Raw genomic sequence first — 21,284 nt, 5'->3', positions numbered from 1 at the left:
TGTTGGGCCTATTGACCCAACACGTCTTTTTACGCTTTGCTGCCGATTAACTAAAAACGCCGTTCACGTCCGATAAAAAAAACTTATAAGCAGGGTTTTCCGTTTCTTCTGTGTATTGATAGCCCAACTGCGCCAAATGCTGTTCGAAGTCAGCACGATCTGCATCAGGGAAATCAAAACCAGCTAATACTAAGCCTTCTGCCGCCCCATGGTTGCGGTAATGAAACAAGGTTATGTTCCAGCGCTCACCCAGCGTTTTCAAGAACGTCATCAGTGCACCAGGTTGCTCTGGAAACTCAAATGAGAACAAATGTTCATGCAGTAGCGCTGGTGGGCGCCCACCCACCATATAACGCACATGCAATTTCGCCATTTCGTTATCCGACATATCTAAACATGGATAATCACTGGCGCTGAGCGTGCGCATAAGTTCAGCAAACTCTTCTCGACCCCGGCGCAGCTTCACACCCACAAAAATATGTGCCTCTTTCTCACTGGCAAACCGGTAGTTAAACTCCGTTATTATTTTGCCACCCAGTAGTTCGCAGAAATGCTTAAACGCACCTTTTCGCTCAGGGATTTTGACTGCAAACACCGCTTCTTTCTGTTCCCCTAATTCGCAACGCTCTGACACGTAGCGCAAGGTGTGAAAGTTAATGTTAGCGCCACACAACACCCCACCAAAAACCTTTCCGGTAACATCGTTTTGCTTAGCATACTTACGCATTGCAGCAACCGAAAGCGCACCGGCTGGCTCTGCAATGACCCGAGTATCGTCAAAAATATCTTTGATCGCTGTACATAACTCATCGTTATTCACCGTGATCACTTCATCTACATATTGCTGGCACAAACGAAACGTTTCTGTGCCTATGGTTTTCACCGCCACACCATCGGCGAATATCCCCACAAAAGGCAAGGGTGTCGGCTCACCAGCGGTCAGGGCTGCTTGCAAGCAGGCAGATTCCGATGACTCTACCGCGACAATTCGTATACTGGGCTTTAATTGCTTCAAATATACGCTCATGCCAGCCGCTAAACCGCCACCGCCAACTGCGATAAATACCACGTCTAGGTTGGGATTCTGCTCTAACATCTCTTTGGCAATAGTGCCTTGACCCGCAATCACGTCAGGATCATCAAAAGGCGGGATCATGGTATAACCATGCAATGCAGCTAAACGTTTTGACTCTTCGTTCGCCTGATCGAAGCTAGTGCCGTGCAAAACCACCTTGACGTTATCACCACCAAAATTTCGCACCGCATCGACTTTAATATCCGGTGTGGTTTCAGGCATGACGATCGTCGCTTGAATATTTTTGCGCGCCGCGCAATAGGCAATACCTTGTGCATGATTACCCGCAGAGGCCGTAATAATGCCAGCATTTAGGGTGGCCTCGTCCAGATGACTTATTTTATTATAAGCACCACGTAACTTGAACGACTTAACTGGCTGCTGATCTTCACGTTTAAGCCAAACTTCGTTACCCACCACTGCTGAGAACTTATGCAAAGGCACAAATTCACTGTTTACCGCCACGTCGTAAACCGGCGACATTAAAACCTTCTTTAAATACTCTTGGGCACTGGTCGTCATTAGTCTTCCAATTTGCTTGCGTCGCGAACGGCGCCTTTGTCGGCGCTGGTAGCCAAGAGTGCATAAGCTTTTAGCGCTAAGGACACTTTTCGCTCACGGTTTACCGGCTTCCATGGGTTCGCTTTTTGTTCCATTTTTTCGCGTCTAAGTTGCAATTCAGCATCCGTAATATCCACCCCTATCTTGCGATTAGGAATATCAATCGTCATGCTATCGCCTTCTTCCACTAAACCTATACCACCGCCACTTGCAGCTTCAGGTGAACAATGGCCAATAGATAAACCAGATGTACCACCGGAGAAACGTCCATCGGTGATCAGCGCACACTCTTTGCCTAGACCTTTAGCTTTCAAGTAAGTGGTCGGGTAAAGCATCTCCTGCATACCCGGACCTCCTTTAGGCCCCTCATAACGGATAACAACTATGTCACCGGCAACGACTTCATCGGCTAAGATGGCTTTTACGGCTTCATCTTGACTTTCGTAGATGCGCGCTCGGCCGGTAAAGACATGAATTGACTCATCCACACCCGCTGTTTTCACAATACAGCCTTTCTCGGCAATATTGCCGAACAATACCGCTAAACCGCCTTCTTCACTAAATGCATTTTCGCGACTACGTATACACCCATTTTCACGATCAGTATCTGCCGTTGGGTAACGACAATTTTGACTAAACGCTTTTGTGGTACGTATACCCGCTGGGCCCGCTTTATAGAAAGTTAAAGCATGTTCGTTGGCAGGATTGGTTACATCCCACTGAGCAATCACTTCACCCATGGTTTTACCTAATACATGCATATTGTCGCCATGTAACAAACCCGCTTTATTCAATTCGTTTAAGATACCTAATACCCCACCAGCGCGATGCACATCCTCCATATGATAAAGCGGTGTGGAGGGTGCGACTTTACAAAGATGCGGCACCTTACGTGATAAGCGGTCAATATCATCTAAGGTGAACGGCACCTCGCCTTCAATGGCTGCAGCGATTAAATGTAAAATGGTATTGGTTGAACCACCCATCGCAATGTCTAGACTCATGGCGTTTTCAAATGCTTTAAAATTAGCAATATTACGTGGCAATACAGATTCATCATCTTGCTGATAATAACGACGGCACAACTCAACAATTTGACTACCGGCTTGCTTGAACAAACCTTCTCGATCCGCGTGAGTGGCGAGCATCGAGCCATTACCCGGTAGCGATAAACCAAGCGCTTCGGTTAAGCAGTTCATTGAGTTAGCAGTGAACATGCCTGAACATGAACCACATGTAGGACAGGCTGAGCGCTCAATTTCATCGCTTTGTTCGTCGTTAACGTTATCGTCAACACCAGCAACCATAGCATCCACCAAATCTAGCTTAATAATTTGGTCAGAAAGTTTGGTTTTTCCGGCTTCCATTGGCCCGCCTGAGACAAAAATAACCGGAATATTTAAGCGCATTGACGCCATCAACATTCCAGGAGTGATCTTGTCACAGTTGGAAATACATACAATGGCATCAGCACAATGTGCATTGACCATATATTCAACCGAATCAGCGATGATTTCACGAGATGGCAAACTGTAGAGCATTCCACTGTGGCCCATCGCAATACCATCATCCACCGCTATAGTATTAAATTCTTTTGCCACGCCGCCAGCAGCTTCAATACTGCGCGCCACAAGTTGCCCCATATCTTTCAAATGCACATGGCCTGGCACAAATTGAGTGAATGAATTGGAAACTGCAATAATGGGTTTGCCAAAATCACCGTCTTTCATACCAGTGGCGCGCCAAAGGGCGCGAGCGCCGGCCATATTTCTACCTTGGGTTGTGGTTGCAGAACGTAACTTGGGCATTGTCTCTTCTCTCTAGCTTAAATAATTTTAAATTGCGCGCCGAGGTCGCATTATTGATGCGTGAAAAACCTCGACTCATCGTCGAATCGTTAGAAAATTGCGTCCTAGAACGCAAAAACCCCCCGTACTTTCGTGCGGGGGGTGTAAATAAGTCTGACGTTTATCCAGATCTATCCCCGCGGAGAACACCTCTCCACCACTGTCACCAAAATAATTACTTTGCTGCACGAGTAGGAATAGAACACTTGGTTTAATTTCTAGTTTAATTTGGATATATCGTCACTGCTTATATAGGTAACACAAACCCCCGCTAGGGATCAAGCAATGCTATATGCTTTTTTTGTGTCCTTTATATACAAACACTGTACTTTGGCTATTTAGAATTTGTCATTTATCGGTATCATTCAGCCTCAAATTAATGCGAGAAAAATATGAGTACCTGGTTACACTGGATTGACTTAATGGGCGTCGCCGTTTTTGCCGTTTCCGGCACATTAATGGCCTATAAAAAGCAAATGGACGGCTTTGGTGTCGTCGTACTTGCGTCGGTTACCGCAATCGGCGGTGGGACGTTGCGCGACATCATTCTGGATCTACCGGTATTTTGGGTTCAGGATCACAGCTTTTTCTTCGCTATCTTAGCCGCGGCTTTTTGTACCATTATTTGGTTGCGAATAAGCCACCGATTTCCCCTGCGTTATCTGCAATTTGCCGATGCTATAGGTTTAGCATTTTTCAACGTCATGGGCTTACAAAAAGCCCTTACGTATGGGACGTCACCGTTTATTGCTATCGCACTTGGCACTATGACAGGTGTATTTGGTGGATTAATACGTGATGTTATATGTCGAGAGATCCCTTTGGTGCTTAAGGGGGAACTCTACGCTACTGGATGTATCGTTGGCGGAGCAAGTTATGTCACCGCTCTTTACTTCGGCTTATCAACATACGGTTGCATGGTACTTGGCTTTGTCGTGACCTTGAGTATTCGCTTATTGGCAATGAAATGGCATTGGCATCTACCCGTTTTTAATCCTAACCACATGGAATAATAACCAAACCAGGCACTAACCAATTCCTTTACGACTGAAAATATTGAACACAGTGGCTTTAATTCCATGACTTGACTAGCCTTATGACATTCTAGTTTGACTCGCAAAGGACTTTGCTTATGTCATTGGCAGTGGTGTTTTCTAGGGCGAGTGTTGGTATAGATGCTCCGCTCATTACGGTGGAAGTGCACCTAGCCAATGGACTGCCATGCTTTAATTTAGTCGGTTTACCCGAAGCCTCTGTTCGCGAAGCCAAGGATCGAGTGCGCAGCGCCTTAATTAACTCAGGTTTTGAATTCCCCGCTAGACGCATTACAGTCAATCTCGCTCCCGCTGATTTGCCTAAAGAGGGGGGCCGCTTTGATTTAGCCATTGCCATAGGCATTATCGCCGCAAGCAATCAACTTCCAGCCACAAGCTTAGAGGGCATTGAGCTCGTAGGTGAACTCGCGCTTTCTGGCGAAATACGTTCCGTAAAAGGCGCACTGCCTTTTACTTATGCATGCTTTAAAGCAGGGCGCACCGCCATTTTACCTTTGGATAATGCACAAGAAGCGGCCCTAATCAGTGGTGCTCATGTTATTCCTGCTTGCCAACTACTTGATGTTTTTCACCATCTAGGAAAACAAAAAAGCCTGGCGCTATTTAGCGCTGACAACATCGCACTAGAAGCAGAATATGACGTAGATTTACAAGATGTTGTGGGTCAAATATCAGCTAAGCGCGCCTTAGAAATCGCCGCAGCAGGGGGGCACAATATACTTTTTACTGGTCCTCCTGGCACAGGAAAAACCATGCTCGCCAGTCGTCTAATCACTATTTTACCCCCAATGACAGATGAGGAAGCGCTGGCCAGTGCGGCTATTCACTCTATAGTTGGCAAGCCCGTTAACCCGCAAACATGGAAGCAACGTGCATTTCGTCACCCCCATCATACTAGCTCAGCCGTAGCGCTAGTCGGCGGCGGCAGCGTTCCTCGACCTGGGGAAATATCACTCGCTCATCACGGCGTATTGTTTTTAGATGAGCTTCCCGAATTTGACCGTAAGGTACTCGATGTTCTTAGAGAGCCCCTAGAGTCAGGTTCGGTGTCGATTTCCAGGGCGGCGCGCCAAGCACAATTTCCGGCTCAATTTCAATTAGTAGCAGCAATGAATCCAAGCCCAACAGGGAGTCTGAACGATGGCCGCTGCACTGCGGATCAAATTTTACGTTATTTAAACCGTATTTCAGGCCCCTTTTTGGACCGCATAGATTTACAGGTCGATGTGCCTAAGATCAACAGTAATGAATTCTCTGAGCAAGTAAAAGAACGTGGGCAGAGCAGCAAAGCGATACGTCAACGGGTCATCCGAGCCCGGGATGTTGCCCTTGCTCGCAGCGGCAAACCAAACACGCGATTAGGCAGTAAAGAAGTACAGGAATATTGTTTGTTATCGACGGATGATCAGCAATTTTTGCAAGGTGCAGTAGAAAAATTAGGCTTGTCATTGCGCACCTATCATCGCGTTTTAAAGGTATCACGGACCATAGCCGATTTAGCGGGTGAGCCCCTGATAACACGTCGACATCTGGCCGAGGCCCTCAATTATCGCGCATTTGATCGCATGCTTGCCCAACTTGCCTTTAATTAATTATCGGCGACTAGCAATTAAATAGCGCATGAATAGCAGCTTCACTCTGGCGTTTTGCAATACAGCAAAGTCCTATTTCATAAGGCTCGATATCATCGAGTCGAATACGATTTACTCTCTGACTAATTGTTGAGTTATCCAGCACCACTTCCGGCACTATGCCTAAACCACACCCGAGAGCGACCATGCTGACAATCGCTTCATTACCGGCAACGGTGGCATACACTCTAGGCCGTATACCTTGCTCAGCAAACCAATGATGAACAATACGTTTTGACGGACCTGACTCAGGTAAAACGACTGAATGTTCACGCCAGTCAACTTGATTTAAACGCGTCAGTTGCGTGTCCTTTGAAGCAATCAGCAATAGCGGAATTTCACCTAATGGCAAAAAATTAAGCTCGAGCGGAAAGTCAGGAGTATGGATAGCGATAGCAGCATCAACCTCTTGTTGCATGACTTTACTCACAGATAACGCAGGATCCCCGGTACTCAGTTTTATCTCGACTTGAGGATACTGATGACGAAAACTATCGAGTAATCTCGGCATGTGACTTTGGCTCGCTGTTACTGAACAATATAGACTTAACTCGCCTTGAATTTGCGCGTGATCCTCTTGAAGCTCCCACTTCACTTTCTTCCATTCAGATAAGGTTTGCTGAGTAAACCTGAGTAATTTAGCTCCTGCCGCCGTCAGTTTCACCGAACGATTATTTCGCACAAACAATGTGGTACCACAATCCTCTTCGAGTCTTTGTATGGCGCGACTTAAGGTTGAAGGGCTAACGAACAGTGCCTCTGCGGTCTTATTGAAACTTAAACTGCTTGCAAGATGTTGGAAAAGCTCAAGGCTACGAATATCCAATTTTCTACTCCCGACCTCGTAATTGCATAATATGAAACGTTAAGTTGCAAATATATCATTTTAAACAACAGAAGAAATACCCTATTGTAAGCATCACACGAGATCGTCACTGACTTGTTGCACTTATAGGATTGAATACAATGGCAAATTATTTTAATACATTATCTTTACGTCAGCAGCTAGACCAAATTGGTCGTTGCCGATTCATGCAGCGCAGCGAATTTTCTGAAGGCTGTAATTTTCTTAAAGGCAAAAAAATTGTCATCGTTGGTTGCGGCGCCCAAGGCTTAAACCAGGGTCTTAACATGCGCGATTCAGGCTTAGATGTATCTTATGCATTACGCCAAGCTGCTATCGATGAAAAACGTGATTCATTCCAGCGTGCAAGCGGTAATGGTTTTACCGTAGGCACTTATAAAGAACTTATTCCAAGTGCTGATTTGGTTTACAACTTGACGCCGGATAAACAGCATTCAAGCGTAGTTGAAGCCATCATGCCTCTAATGAAAGAAGGCGCTGCACTGGGTTACTCCCACGGTTTTAATATCGTTGAAGAAGGTCAGCAAATTCGTTCAGACATTACCGTTGTAATGTGTGCGCCGAAATGTCCAGGTACCGAAGTTCGTGAAGAATACAAGCGCGGTTTTGGTGTACCAACTCTTATCGCTGTTCACCCTGAAAACGATCCTCAACAACAAGGTTGGGACATAGCCAAAGCACTAGCAAGTGCCACAGGTGGCGATCGAGCCGGCGTACTTGAATCATCATTTGTTGCCGAAGTTAAATCTGACTTAATGGGCGAACAAACCATTCTATGTGGTATGCAACAAGCTGCTGCAGTTCTCGGTTATGAGAAAATGCTTGCTGACGGTATTGACCCTGCTTATGCAGGCGCCTTGATCCAGTTTGGTTTAGAAGCCATCACCGAAGCACTTAAGATCGGTGGCGTGACTAACATGATGGACCGATTGTCTAACCCTGCGAAAGTCAAAGCGTTTGAATTATCTGAACAGCTTAAGGAAATGTTGAGCCCGTTGTTTGGTAAACATCAAGACGACATCATCAGCGGTGAGTTCTCACGCACTATGATGGAAGATTGGGCAAACGGCGATGCTAACCTTTTGAAATGGCGTGAAGAAACAGGGAAATCTGGTTTTGAAAACGCGCCTGAGTACACGGGTAAAATCGATGAGCAAGAATTTTTCGATAACGGTGTATTTATCGTAGCAATGATCAAAGCAGGTGTTGAGCTAGCATTTGACGTAATGGTTGAAGCGGGCATTCTTCCTGAATCAGCATACTACGAGTCTTTGCATGAAACACCATTGATTTCAAATACCATCGCTCGTAAGCGTTTATATGAAATGAACGTGGTTATTTCTGATACAGCTGAATACGGTAATTACCTGTTCGCAAACGCAGCGATTCCATTACTTGCTGAAAAATTGATGCCAATCATAGGTACTGAGCTAATCGGTAAGCCTTTCGCAGCCGCTAGCAATAGTGTTGACAACAAAACACTGGTTTCTGTAAACAAAGCAATTCGTGCGCACGGTGTTGAAAGCGTTGGCGACAAGTTACGCGGTTACATGACCGATATGAAAGCTATTGTTGAAGCGGTATAACCCTTCTCAAAACGCCTATTAATTAAACGATTTCTGTCGTTAGGTGCTGTAAAAAGCCCTCTTTGCCCAGCCAATTTGGCTGGGCTTTTTTATGCCTGTAACATTATTTTGTCGCAACTTATGTCGAAACATTCAAGTTCAGGACTACGGTGTTTCTAAAATCATACACCTTGAAGTGTAATTTTTTGTATATAAATCAGTTGCAAATTTGAAGACCAACAACCGACAGCACAATTTTTTAACAATTACCCCATCCTATCCACAACCTGTATCCAAAGAGCAACAGATGATATTTAGTGCTCGCCTCAAGCCCTTGTATTTAGCGGGCAAAAAGATGGCCTGCCTATTGCTATAGACTAGTTCCCGAACCCCCAAATATACACCGACCAAGACAACAGGAAATCCAATGAGCGAAAGAATCACCAGAATGACGAAGATGGGCGATTGGGTCTTTGAAGTGAAAATGGTTAGAGCTTTAAAAGTCGCTAAACATGGCGATCCGTATTCTGCCGTTGCCATGCTCACTGCAAATGGCGAGCAAATGTATATCGATACACAGCTAACCAAAGACAACGAAGAACTATCAAAAAGCGACTTCTTAACTATTTATAAATTTTGCGAGTCACTGGATATGAAGTATGTATGTTATGACCGTATGAAAAATGGTGTTCGTAGCTCAAAAGTACTTGAAATAGAACCAACGAAAGTTCAGCGTCCTGCTATTCGTTTAGTTAAATAACCTCACTCACAAATCTCCGATATACCTCATTAGTTACGTAATAACGACGTCATGCTTTCATTGTTAAGGATAACAATGAGGCACGTTGCATTGCCCTCATTGTAAATCAATCAACACAAATGTCTTTTCAGGTTAGTTCTTGCCCATAGGGATAATTTTAAGTTCCACACGACGGTTCTTCTGACGACCCGCCTGCGTTGCGTTATCCGCAATCGGTGTGTATTCGCCCATACCCAAGGTCGAAATGCGTCTGCTATCGACGCCACTTTGTACTAAATAATTTTTCACACTATTAGCTCGAGCCTCTGATAGACGTTGATTCATATCATCTGCACCAGTGTTGTCGGTATGACCTTCCACCATTAATGTAGTTTTTTCATACTTATTAATGACCAAAGCCACATCTTTTAGCACAGGGTAAAAGCTGCCATCGACTGTGGCGTTGCCTGAACTAAAGGTAATGCTACCCGGCATATACAAACGTAAAATATCACCTTCACGATAAACCTCTACACCACTGTCCGCTAACTCGTCACGAAACTCCTGTTCTTGCTTATCCATATAGTTGCCAATGGCCGATCCTGCCAAAGCACCTACCGCGGCACCCCAAACGTAGCGGCTCTTATCGTTGTCACCTGTGCCTTTACCAATCAACGCACCCACGATGGCACCGATACCTGCACCCTTTTGTGTATTCGAGGCATTGCCCATGGAATTAGACGCACACCCACTTAACACTAAGCCTGATAACGCTACCCCAATAATCAGTTTCTTGTACATCTGAGACTCCTTATAAAACGACTTTGACCTAACTTTGCGACTACGTTGTGTGAGGCAAAATTTATAAATTGAATTATCCAACCAATAGCTGAACTACATATGAACGCACAACTAAAGCAGGAACTGTTCCAGAGTAAAAAAAGAAAGGCTCCAGAGCCACGCTCTGGAGGTATGATATGACCAAATTAAATCAATGCTGCGCTTTGGGTCGTTCAGCAAACCAGAAGAATAAAAACGAAGCGAACCCAAACCCCACAAAGCCAATCGCGATAGGCGTCATTGTTGTTTCAATAAAACTGCCGACAAGCACTGCTGAGGGGACGGATATGATACTACTCAATGAGCCTATGATCGCCGCCCCAAGTCCCGCTGTATCGCCTAGGGGCTGCATAGCCATGGAATTAAGATTACCAAACAAGATGCCAATACAGAAAAATGCCGCAAATAAAATACTAACTAAATAATTAAGTGGAGGGATCCCCTCATACATCAGACACATCACCAGTAATATGATAGTGAATCCCAACCAACCAAACACAGCCCAAGTACACAGTTTACGCATCCCTAAACGCATGACTAAGGTGCCGTTAATAAATGAGGCAAATCCGATAGAAAAGGCTAACAAAGCAAAGTACAAAGGAAATAACTCTCCTGTGTCATAGATAACCTGAAAGACAGTCTGCGAGGCACTGATATATGCAAGGAAGCCACCAAACACTAATCCCATCGAAAAGGTGTAAAACATGACCAGCTTGTTACTCAGAATATAGCGACTGGAATGATAAAGCTGCCCCCAACTAAAAGGCACTCGCTTATCTTTAGGTAAGGTCTCAGGCTGGCGCAGAAAATACCAAATACCGGTAAGTAAACCGATAACCAAGAAAGAGGAGAATATATGTTGCCAAGAAAACCAGAACAAAATGGCTTGGCCGAAACTAGGTGCCAGCATAGGCACCAGAATAAACACCATCATGATAAATGACATGACCCGTGCCATGGCTTCGCCTTTGTACTGGTCACGTATCACGGCTAACGCAGCAATTCTCGGACCTGAGACCCCAAAAGCTTGAATAACACGGCCAACTAAAAGCACAGTTAATGATTCGGCAAACATACATACGACTGTGCCAATCGCAAAAACAATCAACCCAGTGATGATGGTATAACGTCGGCCTTTGGCATCGGAAACCGGACCAAAATACAGTTGACCAAACGCCATACCAATAAAAAAAAGAGAAACAATCAAGTGTGTGTCTTGGGGGTCAGTGATCGCCAAATCCAGCGCAATTTGATTCAGCGCCGGTAACATGGCGTCAATACTCAAGGCGACCAAAGAGGTCATCAACGCCATCAAGGCCACAAACTCGACTAACCCTAAAGCAGGCTTAATCTTGGCATCATTTGACAGGCGGGCGTTGTGCATGATCATTCCTCTATTCGAATAAACGCCGATTCTATCATCGACTGAAGTATGACTTGAGCGTTTTATCAGTGTCTTGGGCAAATTAACGTAAGAAAACTTTATCGAATTTCGTTATGGGTGAAATGCTCATGGGAAACTGTAAGATTTCGTAAAAAACGATTGTAAAACATCACATTAGCTCTACAAAAACATTACAACTCGTTCCCATGAAAAATCAGCGACTAAGTAAGTTTGCCGCTAGAACGGAATGATTACACTCTGCGTCATCACACTATCCCCATCACGTGTGACTATAAATAACCGCCCATAATCTCGCTCAGTTAAATCCTTAGCCTCTCCGCCAAGTGCACGAACCAAGTCAGGTATGGTATTACTATGCCCGACCACGAGCACATGGCTCAAAACTGATATTTCGTCAATAAACTGTTCGGGTTCAGAAGGTGCATAAGTCACGACAGCTTGCTTATGCAACGTTGCGGTATCGGCAGCCGTTTGCTGCGTACGTCGATAGTCAGTCGAGTAAACACCGGACAAGGGAATATAGCGAAAATACGTTGCTAAGGCGCGAGCACGGCTATGTCCTTGCTCAGTTAACTTTGGGTTGTCTCCTAACTCTTTCTCAAAATGCCTGAGCAAATACCATTTCTGCTCTGCGTAGCTGTTAGACATGCCCAAAATAAGCAGTGTGATTACTGCCAGCGCAGAACAAGCGTACTTCGCTAACGCCATTTTTTATCCTTCACTCTTTGCTAGCGCTAGATCTTTAATTCGCCCATTTCGCAGGCTATAAATCCAACTGTGAATACGAATATTTTGTCCCCGGGCGGCGGCAGCTTTAATAATATTACTGCGGCTAATATTATTCGCTTGTTCGATAACATTGAGCTCACATAAACGCGCTGATCTTTGCTCACCACTTAGCTTAGCCAATTCGTCCTGGTGAAACTTAGCGATATCTTTTATATGTTCCAGCCAATTATCGATTAATCCTAGCTGCTGATCTTGCAGCGCTGCATCTATACCACCACAACCATAATGGCCGCACACAATTACGTGTTTAACTTTTAGTACATCAACCGCATACTGCAAAACAGACAAGCAATTGAAGTCGGTGTGCACAACTAAATTCGCCACATTGCGGTGAACAAAAATATCACCAGGCAACAATCCCAAGAGCTGATTCGCCGGCACACGGCTATCCGAACAACCAATCCAAAGATATTCAGGTTTCTGTCGCTTAGATAATTTATCAAAAAAGTCAGGCTCAGCCTCTTTCATGCCTTCTGACCAAACTCGATTGTTTTCTAAAAGTTGTAATATATCGCTCATAAACCCTCACTTATAATATGCGCAGTATAGTGAAACAGAAGTGGCTAACAGCTCTTACCATTGCCCAGCTGTATGTGAATAAACTAAATGATCCTTGAAATGCGTGTAATCGGCAACTTCCCCATCGCGATCGCGTTACCTAATAAAACAAACACCACGCCCAGTAAAGAAATCAAATACCATTGGTAACCTTCAAACACGGTCGAGACTGATAAGGCAACGATGGGATAAACCAATACCACGTAAGCGGTTTTATCAGAGCCCATTTGTCGAATTAACTTCATATACGCACCAAAGGCAATAACTGAGCCAAAAACGGTTAAATATGTCAGTGCGAGGTAATATTCCCAGCGTGTGGGTAACACCCACTGAACATCACTCACTAGCGCGAAGCAAAATATACCTAGCGTCCCATAACTCATTGCCCAAAAATTCATCTGAATGACAGGCGTGCCATAGTCAAGAATTCGCTCAGACAAAACATTTCCTAAACCGGCAAATAAAAATGATGCAAGTGCCAAGGCAATACCGAACACAAGCAAGGTATCGGCCTTAATGTGGGCAAATTCCGGGTAAAAAATCAATCCAATTCCGAGCATACCAAATGCCGCTCCAATAACCACTTCCATGCGGATGGGCTTTTTAAGGATGACACGTCGCAACACGACATTGACGTAAATCATGCCAGAGCTCATTAAAGCAACCAAGGCACTGACAATATATTGCTGACTTAAATACAACAAACTGTATTCAAAACCATATAAACATAAACCCGCCGCCGCCATCTTAATATGCAAGTGCTTGGGCAAACGCAAAGACAAACCGCGTAAAACACAAAACCCTCCTAAAATAACCGCTGCCAGAGCAAAACGCACCGCCACCGATAAAATTGGATTTGTCTCGCCTAGCTGATAGGTAATGGCAATCCATGTCGTTCCCCAAATAAGGGCAACAATTGAAAACAAGGCTGGATTAGACAACTAGATCACCCGAATCAGATAGCGTTATACTGGCTGGCGATTCTATCTCTAAATGAATGATAAGTAGCGAAATATGAAAAAAATAATAATAGCTTTTGCCGTTGTGATACTAGTGTTAATCGGCCTGTTATTTTACCGTGCGAATAGCTTTTATAGCGACCAGCAATATGTGGTTGAAAGCCCAATCACAACGGTAAATATAGATACTCAAGCAGCATTAGAACGTTTTTCGCAAGCGATTCAAATACCCACCATATCTTACGATGACCGCAGCCAATTCGACCAAAAAGCCTTCTTGGCTTTTCAACAATACATGAAAACGTCTTTCCCTCTTGTACATCAAAAAACCAGCCTAGACGTAATTAACGGCTATAGCTTGCTCTATCACTTAAAAGGCAGTGACTCAACGCTCAAGCCAGCGCTCTTTATGGGCCATATGGATGTCGTTCCGGTCGATGAAGCGACGGCAGAGCAATGGCAACAACCACCTTTTAGTGGCAAGGTAATCGACGGAGTAATTTGGGGACGCGGCACGATAGATGACAAAATCAGCGTCGTCGCACTTATGGAGTCTATGGAAATGCTACTTGCGCAAAATATTCAACCTAAGCGCAGTATCTATTTCGCTTTTGGACACGATGAAGAAGCAGGTGGTAAAGATGGCGCCAAGCAAATCGCGGCATTTTTGGCCAAAAAAAACATAACATTTGAGTTTGTACTCGATGAAGGCGGCGTAGTCACTCAAGATATGCTGCCCGGCGTAGCCGAGCCTGTAGCGGTAATCGGCATTGCTGAAAAGGGCTTTGTTAATTTACGTTTAACCGTTAACGCACCTGGAGGACACTCCTCACAACCCCCAGCACATACAGCGGCAGGTATTCTCGCTCAGGCAATCGTAAAAGTAGAAGCTAACCCGTTTACGACTGATATGCGTTTTATTCAAAATACATTTAAACATATTGGCTTCGCCACTGATTTGGCTACACGTTTGCCCATGTCTAACTTGTGGCTATTTTCACCTGCGGTTGAAAGCATGATGCTAAAAAGCCCAAGTTCAGCCGCCAGCATTCGAACATCCACTGCTGTAACCATGCTTAAAGGCAGTTCTAAATCGAATATTTTACCCACTCAAGCCGAAGCCGTAGTGAACTTCAGAATATTACCTGGAGATACGATTCAGAGCGTAACCCAGCATATAACCAAAGCGATAGGCAATCCAAATGTAAAAATAGAGGCCTTCATGACGAATGAAGCATCTCCCGTGTCTTCCACCGAAACTTACGGATACCAACTTATTGAGCAGACAATACGACGTTTGGATCAAAACTTACTCGTCGCGCCGTATTTAGTTCAGGGGGGCACAGATGCATCAAATTTTTATGGGCTATCTGACAACGTTTATCGTTTTATGATGGTGCGACTAAATCCCCAAACGATGAAACGTTTTCATGGTGTGAATGAGCAAATAGCGGTTGAAGACTATATGCAAGCCATTCAATTTTACTACGCTATGGTCAAGCAGGCCGGCGAAGGCTAACCCGCTTTTACTTTGCGGTTAACCTAAGCCAAACCACTACGTCAAGACGATTCATTCGCCTCATCTTGGCGTAGCTTTCCTGCTGCTTGCTCCTCCAGTTTCTGTTTTTCTGCAGTGACGTTTTGCCTTTCGAGTAAATCAGGTTTCGCACGACTTGCTTCATTCACCCGATAGATATTTTCGGCGCTAGATAAGTCTTGCTCGTTAGTGATCGACGCAATCGCTTCTCTTTTGCGTAAAAATTGCGTGATTTCACCAACAATGCCTTGCAGTTCTTGAGTATTTTTATCCATTTGCATGACGTAGCGAGGCATCTCTAGATTTTTGCTGCCTGAAGTGGCGAACGTAGATGTCATCACGCGAGTCGTGATTATCCAAGGGGTAATAGAGCTGCGCACCACCACATTTTCAGAACGAGTGGAGTCGTGAATCGACATTCCGGTAGACACCTTGCTCTCAGTAAATGTGCCTTCTGTTTTCATCCACATTAATAAACTACTGAATTGCATCTCAGCCCAGAATAAATTAGTGCCTCTAGCTAAAATAGTCGCTCCAGCGGAAATCGTTAACCAGCTAAATAACATCACTAAAAAGCCACTTAACTGTAAACCAAAGTCATGCAAAATCGCATCAACACGGACTTGGCTTACCCCGTCAAGGCTGAATAATTGTTGCGCTATAAACTGATACAACTGGTAGCCTTCTTGCACCGTGAAAAACAACAGTAACGCCCCAGCAAAAATCAATATTTGTGCGGCAATGGTAGCGAGTAAACGAAATGCATTAAATTTGGCGCTGTAGTTTAGTTGACTAAATTCAGGTTGTGTTTCAATCAGTAACTTGCCTTTAAAACTGCCTTTCCCCTGACTTTGTTCTTGCAACTTAGGATCAAATTCCTGATACATGCGGTTGGGAATTTCTTTGTAACGTCGATTAGCCAATACTATGTTTTCAATATTGATAAAAATCTCGTTAGGATGCACAGATTCCTGCAGGTTTTCACGGAACTCGCTGACCTCTGTACTTGGGTTTGCCAATGCCAAACGCTCTCGTACCATGACCCAAGATAACCCGATCACAGTGAATACCATTACAATTAATAATAATAAATTCCACCAAGCATCAAATGCCACAACATCTGCTAATAGCCCTTGTACTTGATCTGCCGAGCGACTATCCAGTTGGCTGTAAGCAAAGCCGATTGCGATTGGTACCACAATAGCGAAGACCAAAAGTTTGGCCAAACTAGCAGCTGTTTTGGCTTGTAGCTTGCGCATATTAGGTGCCGCTAACGAGTGGGATGTATTTCGCCACTGAACAATCAAATACACCAGTAATAAAACGGAAAGTATGGGAGTAATTATCACACCAGAGTTGCCAACTAAACCAGATACCGAGACAAAATAGGATGCCCCAAAGGCGATTAACCCAACAACTGTGGCACAGACTAATCCACCAAGCTCTTGCACAAAATTACGGATCGGGTAGGGGTTAAATATCAATCGCGGCACCAAGGTATGTATCAAGCGCGCGATCCATCCTTCAGGTTCTGTAAACGTCGCATTTTTACGTCCCATTAGCATAGATTCTAGTTCTTGGGCATCATAAGCCGTTTGCAGTCGTTCACGTTCAGCGTTCTGTTTTTCGCTTGAATTGTGGTTGTAGGCAAGGGACGTTGGCACAGAACGGCCAACAAAATACTTAAACAATTGAAATAAACCGATACCAGCATGACGTAAACCTAAGGTGAGCAAGGTTAAGCCAAGTAATGCATTAACCCACGCAAGCACCATGTCGCTTTTCAAATCATCAGCTACGCCTAATAGCGCAATCACGCCAAGCACCACTATCCCTAGGCCACTAACCGCTTTCGCTGCGCCTTCCGGTTTAAACGGGTTGCTGATCCCCAGCGTATTGGTACCAAAATCATAGGCCATTTACGTACGTCCTTTTATTGACTGAAAAATATTTTCAGTCTATTTTTCATAAGCTTACACTGTATAACATAAGTCATGTGGATCAAAACAGCTAATTTCTAGTTCCGTAGAGTAATGCCTTCAGTTACCTAAGTGAACAGAGGAAATAAAGCAGAACAAGAAGTATAAAATGAAAAATAATGTTTATAAAAAAGGGAGGTAATAGGGTATTTCCTCCCTAAATAGGGAGAGAAGTGATTTATTAAGACGTTTTCCGCGTGGCGAGTAATGCCTCGTAAGCATCAGCAAACCCTTCAAGAGATAAGGGCAGGGTAAGCTGTTTATTTTTCTCTAATGCAAAAGCCACTTTGGCCAATTTACCATCGCGCAATTCCGCAAATAACGTTTGATCTATCTTTATTACACTTTGACAAGCCACTGACGTACATTGCGAGAGCGCAACTTGAATGGCTTTATTATCGTCAATCTTGATCCCCACGCCGCTGGTTTTGTTTAAATTAGGAGGCATGCGTAACATTAGTACCGGAAAGCTATTAGACATAGAAAAATTAATATTTGCGCCTAATAAAACTTTTTTACCTTCTGGATCCATTGCCACTAGCTGACTAACGGAACAATTTCCTTGGTCACCGCACAATAGGCTCCAAGAGCCAAACGTTTGTTTACTCTGGGCATATGCGCCACCAGATACAACGAACAACATGGTAAAAACAGCAAAAATTAACCGCATAAAAACACTCCATTGTGACAAAAAAAGAGGAGCCATCGCTCCTCTTTTCACTGTTCAATTAAACTTAAGCGCGACGCTTTCTAGCGCGTAAGAATACCAACAAAGATAAAGCGAAGATACCTAAGCCAGCAGGCGCAGAAACCGCTTGAGGGCCATCAACAAACTCAGTAATGGCATTTTGATTTATATTGATTGTGCCAGCAGAGTCGAATGTTAACGCAGTTACAAATGCGGTTGGGTCATTAGGATCAACCATTTCTGATGTCTCAATACCTAGAATTCGAAAACGATCTACAGCGGTAATAAAGTCATAGGTATCACCACCCAAAAGATCTTCACCTGTGTCGTACCATGCCATGAGTAAGTCATTCCATAACCAAAGGTCATAAACGTCATCGCCAAAACCGGTAGGTAACATTACAGACGTAATGCTAGGACCACTATTGACGATATAGTCATAACCTACCGCTACATCAGGGTCGATAAAAATCGGCGTTTCAGGCTCTATAATCACAAATTCAAAGTTATAGTCAGTTGGCGTTTCAGGATTGATAACCGGTAGTATAGGGTTTTCAGCGTTATCGCCGGGTAACTGCCCGTCACGAATAGCGAATTTCCAGATACCTACAGTACCAGTATTACTGTCCGCGGTATCCAAATTCACCACTTCGCTGGTACGTGAACCAGGGACAGTAAAGAAGTTAACACCATCACCTGCATCATAACCCGCTTGTGCTGGTATGCCACCCAGACCACTTTCACCTTCAGAGGCATCACCGGTTGTCCAATTGATGTCTTCATAGCGGAATTCCACGTCGAAGTTGCCTGCACCGGTATCAGTCCGGTCAATCAAAACTAATTGAAAGGTGTTAGTAAGTGAGCTATCTGAAGGGAAAAAACCCACTGCATCCCAAGTAATAACTAGCGTTTCAGCGTTTGGTGAGCCGATAAAAACATCACCGCAATCCTCACAACCGGTATCAACATCAGCCCAAAAAGGGGCGATCATAGCGATGGTATTTAAAGCAGGTTCACTCTCAACATTTAGGGTAGAACGCGCAAAATCATTTTGATCTCCTTCAGGGATCGCAGGACCTTCACATTCTTCACCGCATTCTCCACCGCCTTCGAAATCATCATCGGCAATGATAGTATTTGGAAATGGGTTAGGCGTGAATTCACCAACAGAGCCATTAAAGCTGATATTGCCGTTGTTGTTCACATAGAATGAGTTATGCGTGCGACCAAAGAAGTTCACCCCTGAGTCAAAACCGAGATCATCGTACTCACTGAAAACGATTTCGTCACTCGATCCATCGTCATTTTTAGGTAGCGCAATAGTTCCGAAACCAGAATCACCCGCGCCATCCCAGCCTTCCAACAACACACTAGCGTTAGCCGAGAGCGAAGTAACACTCGCCGCAAATGCGCCACATAGTGCAACTGCTTTGACCAATTTTTTCAAATCGTACATTTAATACATCCTTTAATTATTGTATATAAATCGAATCAGACAGCCATTAAGCAATTGTCAGACCAGTAATTAAATTCGTTAATAATCAAAAGGTTACTTTGTTTTACGTGTATTAACTTAGCAAGGTGTAATTTTTCCTGACACTTTGAATATTTGAGTAAGGTGAATTAAATTCTCGAAAAAACAACAAAAAGCCAAGACGAATGCTTGGCTTTGGTAAGTAAATGATAATTAATGTAATTTAAGCTTGGGTCCAACAAATTTGCTCACGCGTCGGCTAAGCATGGTTAGCACAGCCTTTAACCAGCCATGTACGGAAAACTGATGCATACTATACAGAGAGGTATACACCAAGCGGGCTAATTTCCCTTCCACAAACATACTACTACTGGATAAATTCCCCATTAAGCTACCGACGGTACTGTATTTGCTTAAATGCACCAGCGAACCATAGTCACTGTATTTATAGTCTTCAAGTTCGTTACCCTGAAGTTGGCTGACAATATTTTTATATACTTTGGAAGCCATTTGATGGGCCGATTGTGCCCGGGGCGGCACCCAAGTACCATCATCTTGCTGAAACGCACAGCAATCACCCAACACGTAAATGTCTTGGTAGTTTTGCGCGCGAAGTTGCTTGTCCACCAATACCTGTTGGGCGCGATTGGTCTCAAACATATCCAATGCTTTAATTAAGTTTGGTGCTTTAACGCCTGCAGCCCAGACCATCAAATCAGCTTCAATTAATTGCTCGTCAGCGGTGACAAAGCCCTTTTTTTCCGCTCGAATCACTTTGGTGTTCTCGTAAATTTTCACACCAATTTTTTGCAGCGCATTCTTAGCCGCGTTAGCAATACGCTCAGGCAATGCGGGTAATATGCGTGGGCCCGCTTCAATGATGGAAATCTCTAAGCGCTGAGCAGACATCTCTGGCATACCATAAGCGCGAGACAGATTTGCCACATGATGCAACTGCGCAGCTAACTCGGTACCTGTGGCACCAGCACCCACAATCGATACACGCAGCATAGATTGTTGTGTATTAGGCTGATTCACCTTAAGCATTTGATTTAACAACGCGCGGTGAAATCGTTCAGCCTGCTCTAGGGAGTCTAAAAAATAACTGTGTTCCTTCACCCCAGGAGTGCCAAAATCGTTGCTCACACTGCCAATTGCTAATACTAATATATCGTACTCAATGTTGCGCTCAGGCAGGATCAATTCGCCTTCTTCATCGTACAACGCATCAAGCGCGATTGATTTATTAAGTTGATCAATTCCTTTTAACGTACCTTGTTGAAATTGATATTTAAGGCGCGAAGCATGAATACGGTAGTCCACCCCATCAGAGTTTTTATCTATAATACCTGCGGCTACTTCGTGTAACAGCGGTTTCCAGACGTGGGTTCTCACCTTGTCAACCAAGACCAATTCAACAGCAGCATGCTTGCGACAATAGCGACTTAATTGAGCAACTAACTCAAGACCACCCGCCCCGCCGCCTACTACGACTATACGTTTCATAATAATTACCTTTTAAAGTTGCGATAGAATTGGGTTTATTTATGCCTATGGCTAAACGCTCAAGTTGAGCGGGAAAAGCAGCGAATAATCGGCAAAAAGATACAGCTGAATAACAGCTTAAGACGAATAAGGGGTTTAGCTCGAGGGAGTTTGTCAGGCGCTTTATAGATTTGCCTTGAGTAAGTAACCGCTTACCAATATCGCGAGGGCG

Annotated in this window: 17 protein-coding genes; 5 read left to right on the top strand and 12 right to left on the bottom strand. The window is 44.2% G+C overall.

Annotated features, from left to right (window positions below; translation table 11 throughout):
* Window positions 1–46 precede the first annotated feature (46 nt).
* Both ilvA and ilvD read right to left on the bottom strand, forming a co-directional pair.
* The gene (gene ilvA / locus GPLA_RS01485) at window positions 47–1,597 is read right to left on the bottom strand and encodes a threonine ammonia-lyase, biosynthetic (protein ID WP_007103027.1); all 1,551 of its coding nucleotides are present in this window, start codon (window positions 1,595–1,597) and stop codon (window positions 47–49) included.
* Window positions 1,597–3,444 (bottom strand): dihydroxy-acid dehydratase, encoded by a 1,848-nt coding sequence (ilvD, locus tag GPLA_RS01480; protein WP_040513741.1) that lies wholly within the window; start codon window positions 3,442–3,444, stop codon window positions 1,597–1,599. Before ilvD ends, ilvA begins: the two co-directional genes overlap by 1 nt.
* Window positions 3,445–3,875: 431 nt before the next feature.
* Between ilvD and GPLA_RS01475 the strand changes: the two genes are divergently transcribed.
* Window positions 3,876–4,496: a trimeric intracellular cation channel family protein gene (locus GPLA_RS01475; RefSeq protein ID WP_040513738.1), complete on the top strand. Its 621-nt coding sequence runs from the start codon at window positions 3,876–3,878 to the stop codon at window positions 4,494–4,496.
* Between the two features lie 119 nt (window positions 4,497–4,615).
* Complete coding sequence (locus GPLA_RS01470; protein ID WP_007103024.1) at window positions 4,616–6,130, top strand: YifB family Mg chelatase-like AAA ATPase; 1,515 nt, start codon at window positions 4,616–4,618, stop codon at window positions 6,128–6,130.
* 10 nt (window positions 6,131–6,140) lie between these two features.
* Here the strand turns inward: GPLA_RS01470 and ilvY are convergent, their stop codons facing one another.
* Window positions 6,141–6,995, bottom strand: coding sequence for an HTH-type transcriptional activator IlvY (gene ilvY, locus GPLA_RS01465; protein ID WP_007103023.1), 855 nt, complete (start codon window positions 6,993–6,995; stop codon window positions 6,141–6,143).
* 140 nt (window positions 6,996–7,135) lie between these two features.
* Between ilvY and ilvC the strand changes: the two genes are divergently transcribed.
* Both ilvC and GPLA_RS01455 read left to right on the top strand, forming a co-directional pair.
* Window positions 7,136–8,620: a ketol-acid reductoisomerase gene (gene ilvC, locus GPLA_RS01460; protein ID WP_007103022.1), complete on the top strand. Its 1,485-nt coding sequence runs from the start codon at window positions 7,136–7,138 to the stop codon at window positions 8,618–8,620.
* 427 nt (window positions 8,621–9,047) lie between these two features.
* Window positions 9,048–9,359: a hypothetical protein gene (locus GPLA_RS01455; RefSeq protein WP_007103021.1), complete on the top strand. Its 312-nt coding sequence runs from the start codon at window positions 9,048–9,050 to the stop codon at window positions 9,357–9,359.
* Window positions 9,360–9,491: 132 nt separating this feature from the next.
* On the opposite strand, the gene GPLA_RS01450 is transcribed toward GPLA_RS01455, so the two are convergent.
* The 5 genes from GPLA_RS01450 to GPLA_RS01430 all read right to left on the bottom strand — a co-directional run bounded on the left by GPLA_RS01450 (window position 9,492) and on the right by GPLA_RS01430 (window position 13,871).
* Window positions 9,492–10,139 (bottom strand): OmpA family protein, encoded by a 648-nt coding sequence (locus GPLA_RS01450; protein ID WP_007103020.1) that lies wholly within the window; start codon window positions 10,137–10,139, stop codon window positions 9,492–9,494.
* 190 nt (window positions 10,140–10,329) lie between these two features.
* Window positions 10,330–11,562 carry a multidrug effflux MFS transporter gene (locus GPLA_RS01445; RefSeq protein ID WP_007103019.1) on the bottom strand — a complete coding sequence of 411 codons (1,233 nt, stop codon included), beginning with the start codon at window positions 11,560–11,562 and terminating at the stop codon, window positions 10,330–10,332.
* A gap of 237 nt (window positions 11,563–11,799) precedes the next feature.
* A complete protein-coding gene (locus GPLA_RS01440) occupies window positions 11,800–12,291 on the bottom strand; it encodes a SixA phosphatase family protein (protein ID WP_007103018.1) in 492 nt (163 codons plus the stop codon).
* Between the two features lie 3 nt (window positions 12,292–12,294).
* Complete coding sequence (gene can, locus GPLA_RS01435; protein WP_007103017.1) at window positions 12,295–12,891, bottom strand: carbonate dehydratase; 597 nt, start codon at window positions 12,889–12,891, stop codon at window positions 12,295–12,297.
* 83 nt (window positions 12,892–12,974) lie between these two features.
* The gene (locus GPLA_RS01430) at window positions 12,975–13,871 is read right to left on the bottom strand and encodes a DMT family transporter (RefSeq protein WP_007103016.1); all 897 of its coding nucleotides are present in this window, start codon (window positions 13,869–13,871) and stop codon (window positions 12,975–12,977) included.
* 73 nt (window positions 13,872–13,944) lie between these two features.
* On the opposite strand from GPLA_RS01430, the gene GPLA_RS01425 reads away from it, so the two are divergent.
* Entirely contained in the window at window positions 13,945–15,408 is a 1,464-nt protein-coding gene (locus GPLA_RS01425) for a M20 family peptidase (protein ID WP_007103015.1), read from the top strand.
* 41 nt (window positions 15,409–15,449) lie between these two features.
* On the opposite strand, the gene GPLA_RS01420 is transcribed toward GPLA_RS01425, so the two are convergent.
* The 4 genes from GPLA_RS01420 to GPLA_RS01405 form a co-directional block, all read right to left on the bottom strand.
* Window positions 15,450–17,345, bottom strand: coding sequence for a hypothetical protein (locus GPLA_RS01420; RefSeq protein WP_007103014.1), 1,896 nt, complete (start codon window positions 17,343–17,345; stop codon window positions 15,450–15,452).
* A 241-nt stretch (window positions 17,346–17,586) separates the two neighbouring features.
* Window positions 17,587–18,075, bottom strand: a complete 489-nt coding sequence (locus GPLA_RS01415; RefSeq protein WP_007103013.1) for an invasion associated locus B family protein — start codon at window positions 18,073–18,075, stop codon at window positions 17,587–17,589.
* A gap of 64 nt (window positions 18,076–18,139) precedes the next feature.
* The gene (locus GPLA_RS01410; protein WP_007103012.1) at window positions 18,140–19,549 is read right to left on the bottom strand and encodes a nidogen-like domain-containing protein; all 1,410 of its coding nucleotides are present in this window, start codon (window positions 19,547–19,549) and stop codon (window positions 18,140–18,142) included.
* Between the two features lie 231 nt (window positions 19,550–19,780).
* Complete coding sequence (locus GPLA_RS01405) at window positions 19,781–21,073, bottom strand: NAD(P)/FAD-dependent oxidoreductase (protein WP_007103011.1); 1,293 nt, start codon at window positions 21,071–21,073, stop codon at window positions 19,781–19,783.
* Window positions 21,074–21,284: the final 211 nt, after the last annotated feature.

It is taken from the genome of Paraglaciecola polaris LMG 21857 (assembly GCF_000315055.1).
Taxonomy (GTDB): domain Bacteria; phylum Pseudomonadota; class Gammaproteobacteria; order Enterobacterales; family Alteromonadaceae; genus Paraglaciecola; species Paraglaciecola polaris.
Note: the sequence above shows the minus strand (reverse complement) of the source record. Positions and strands in the feature narration are given on the sequence as shown.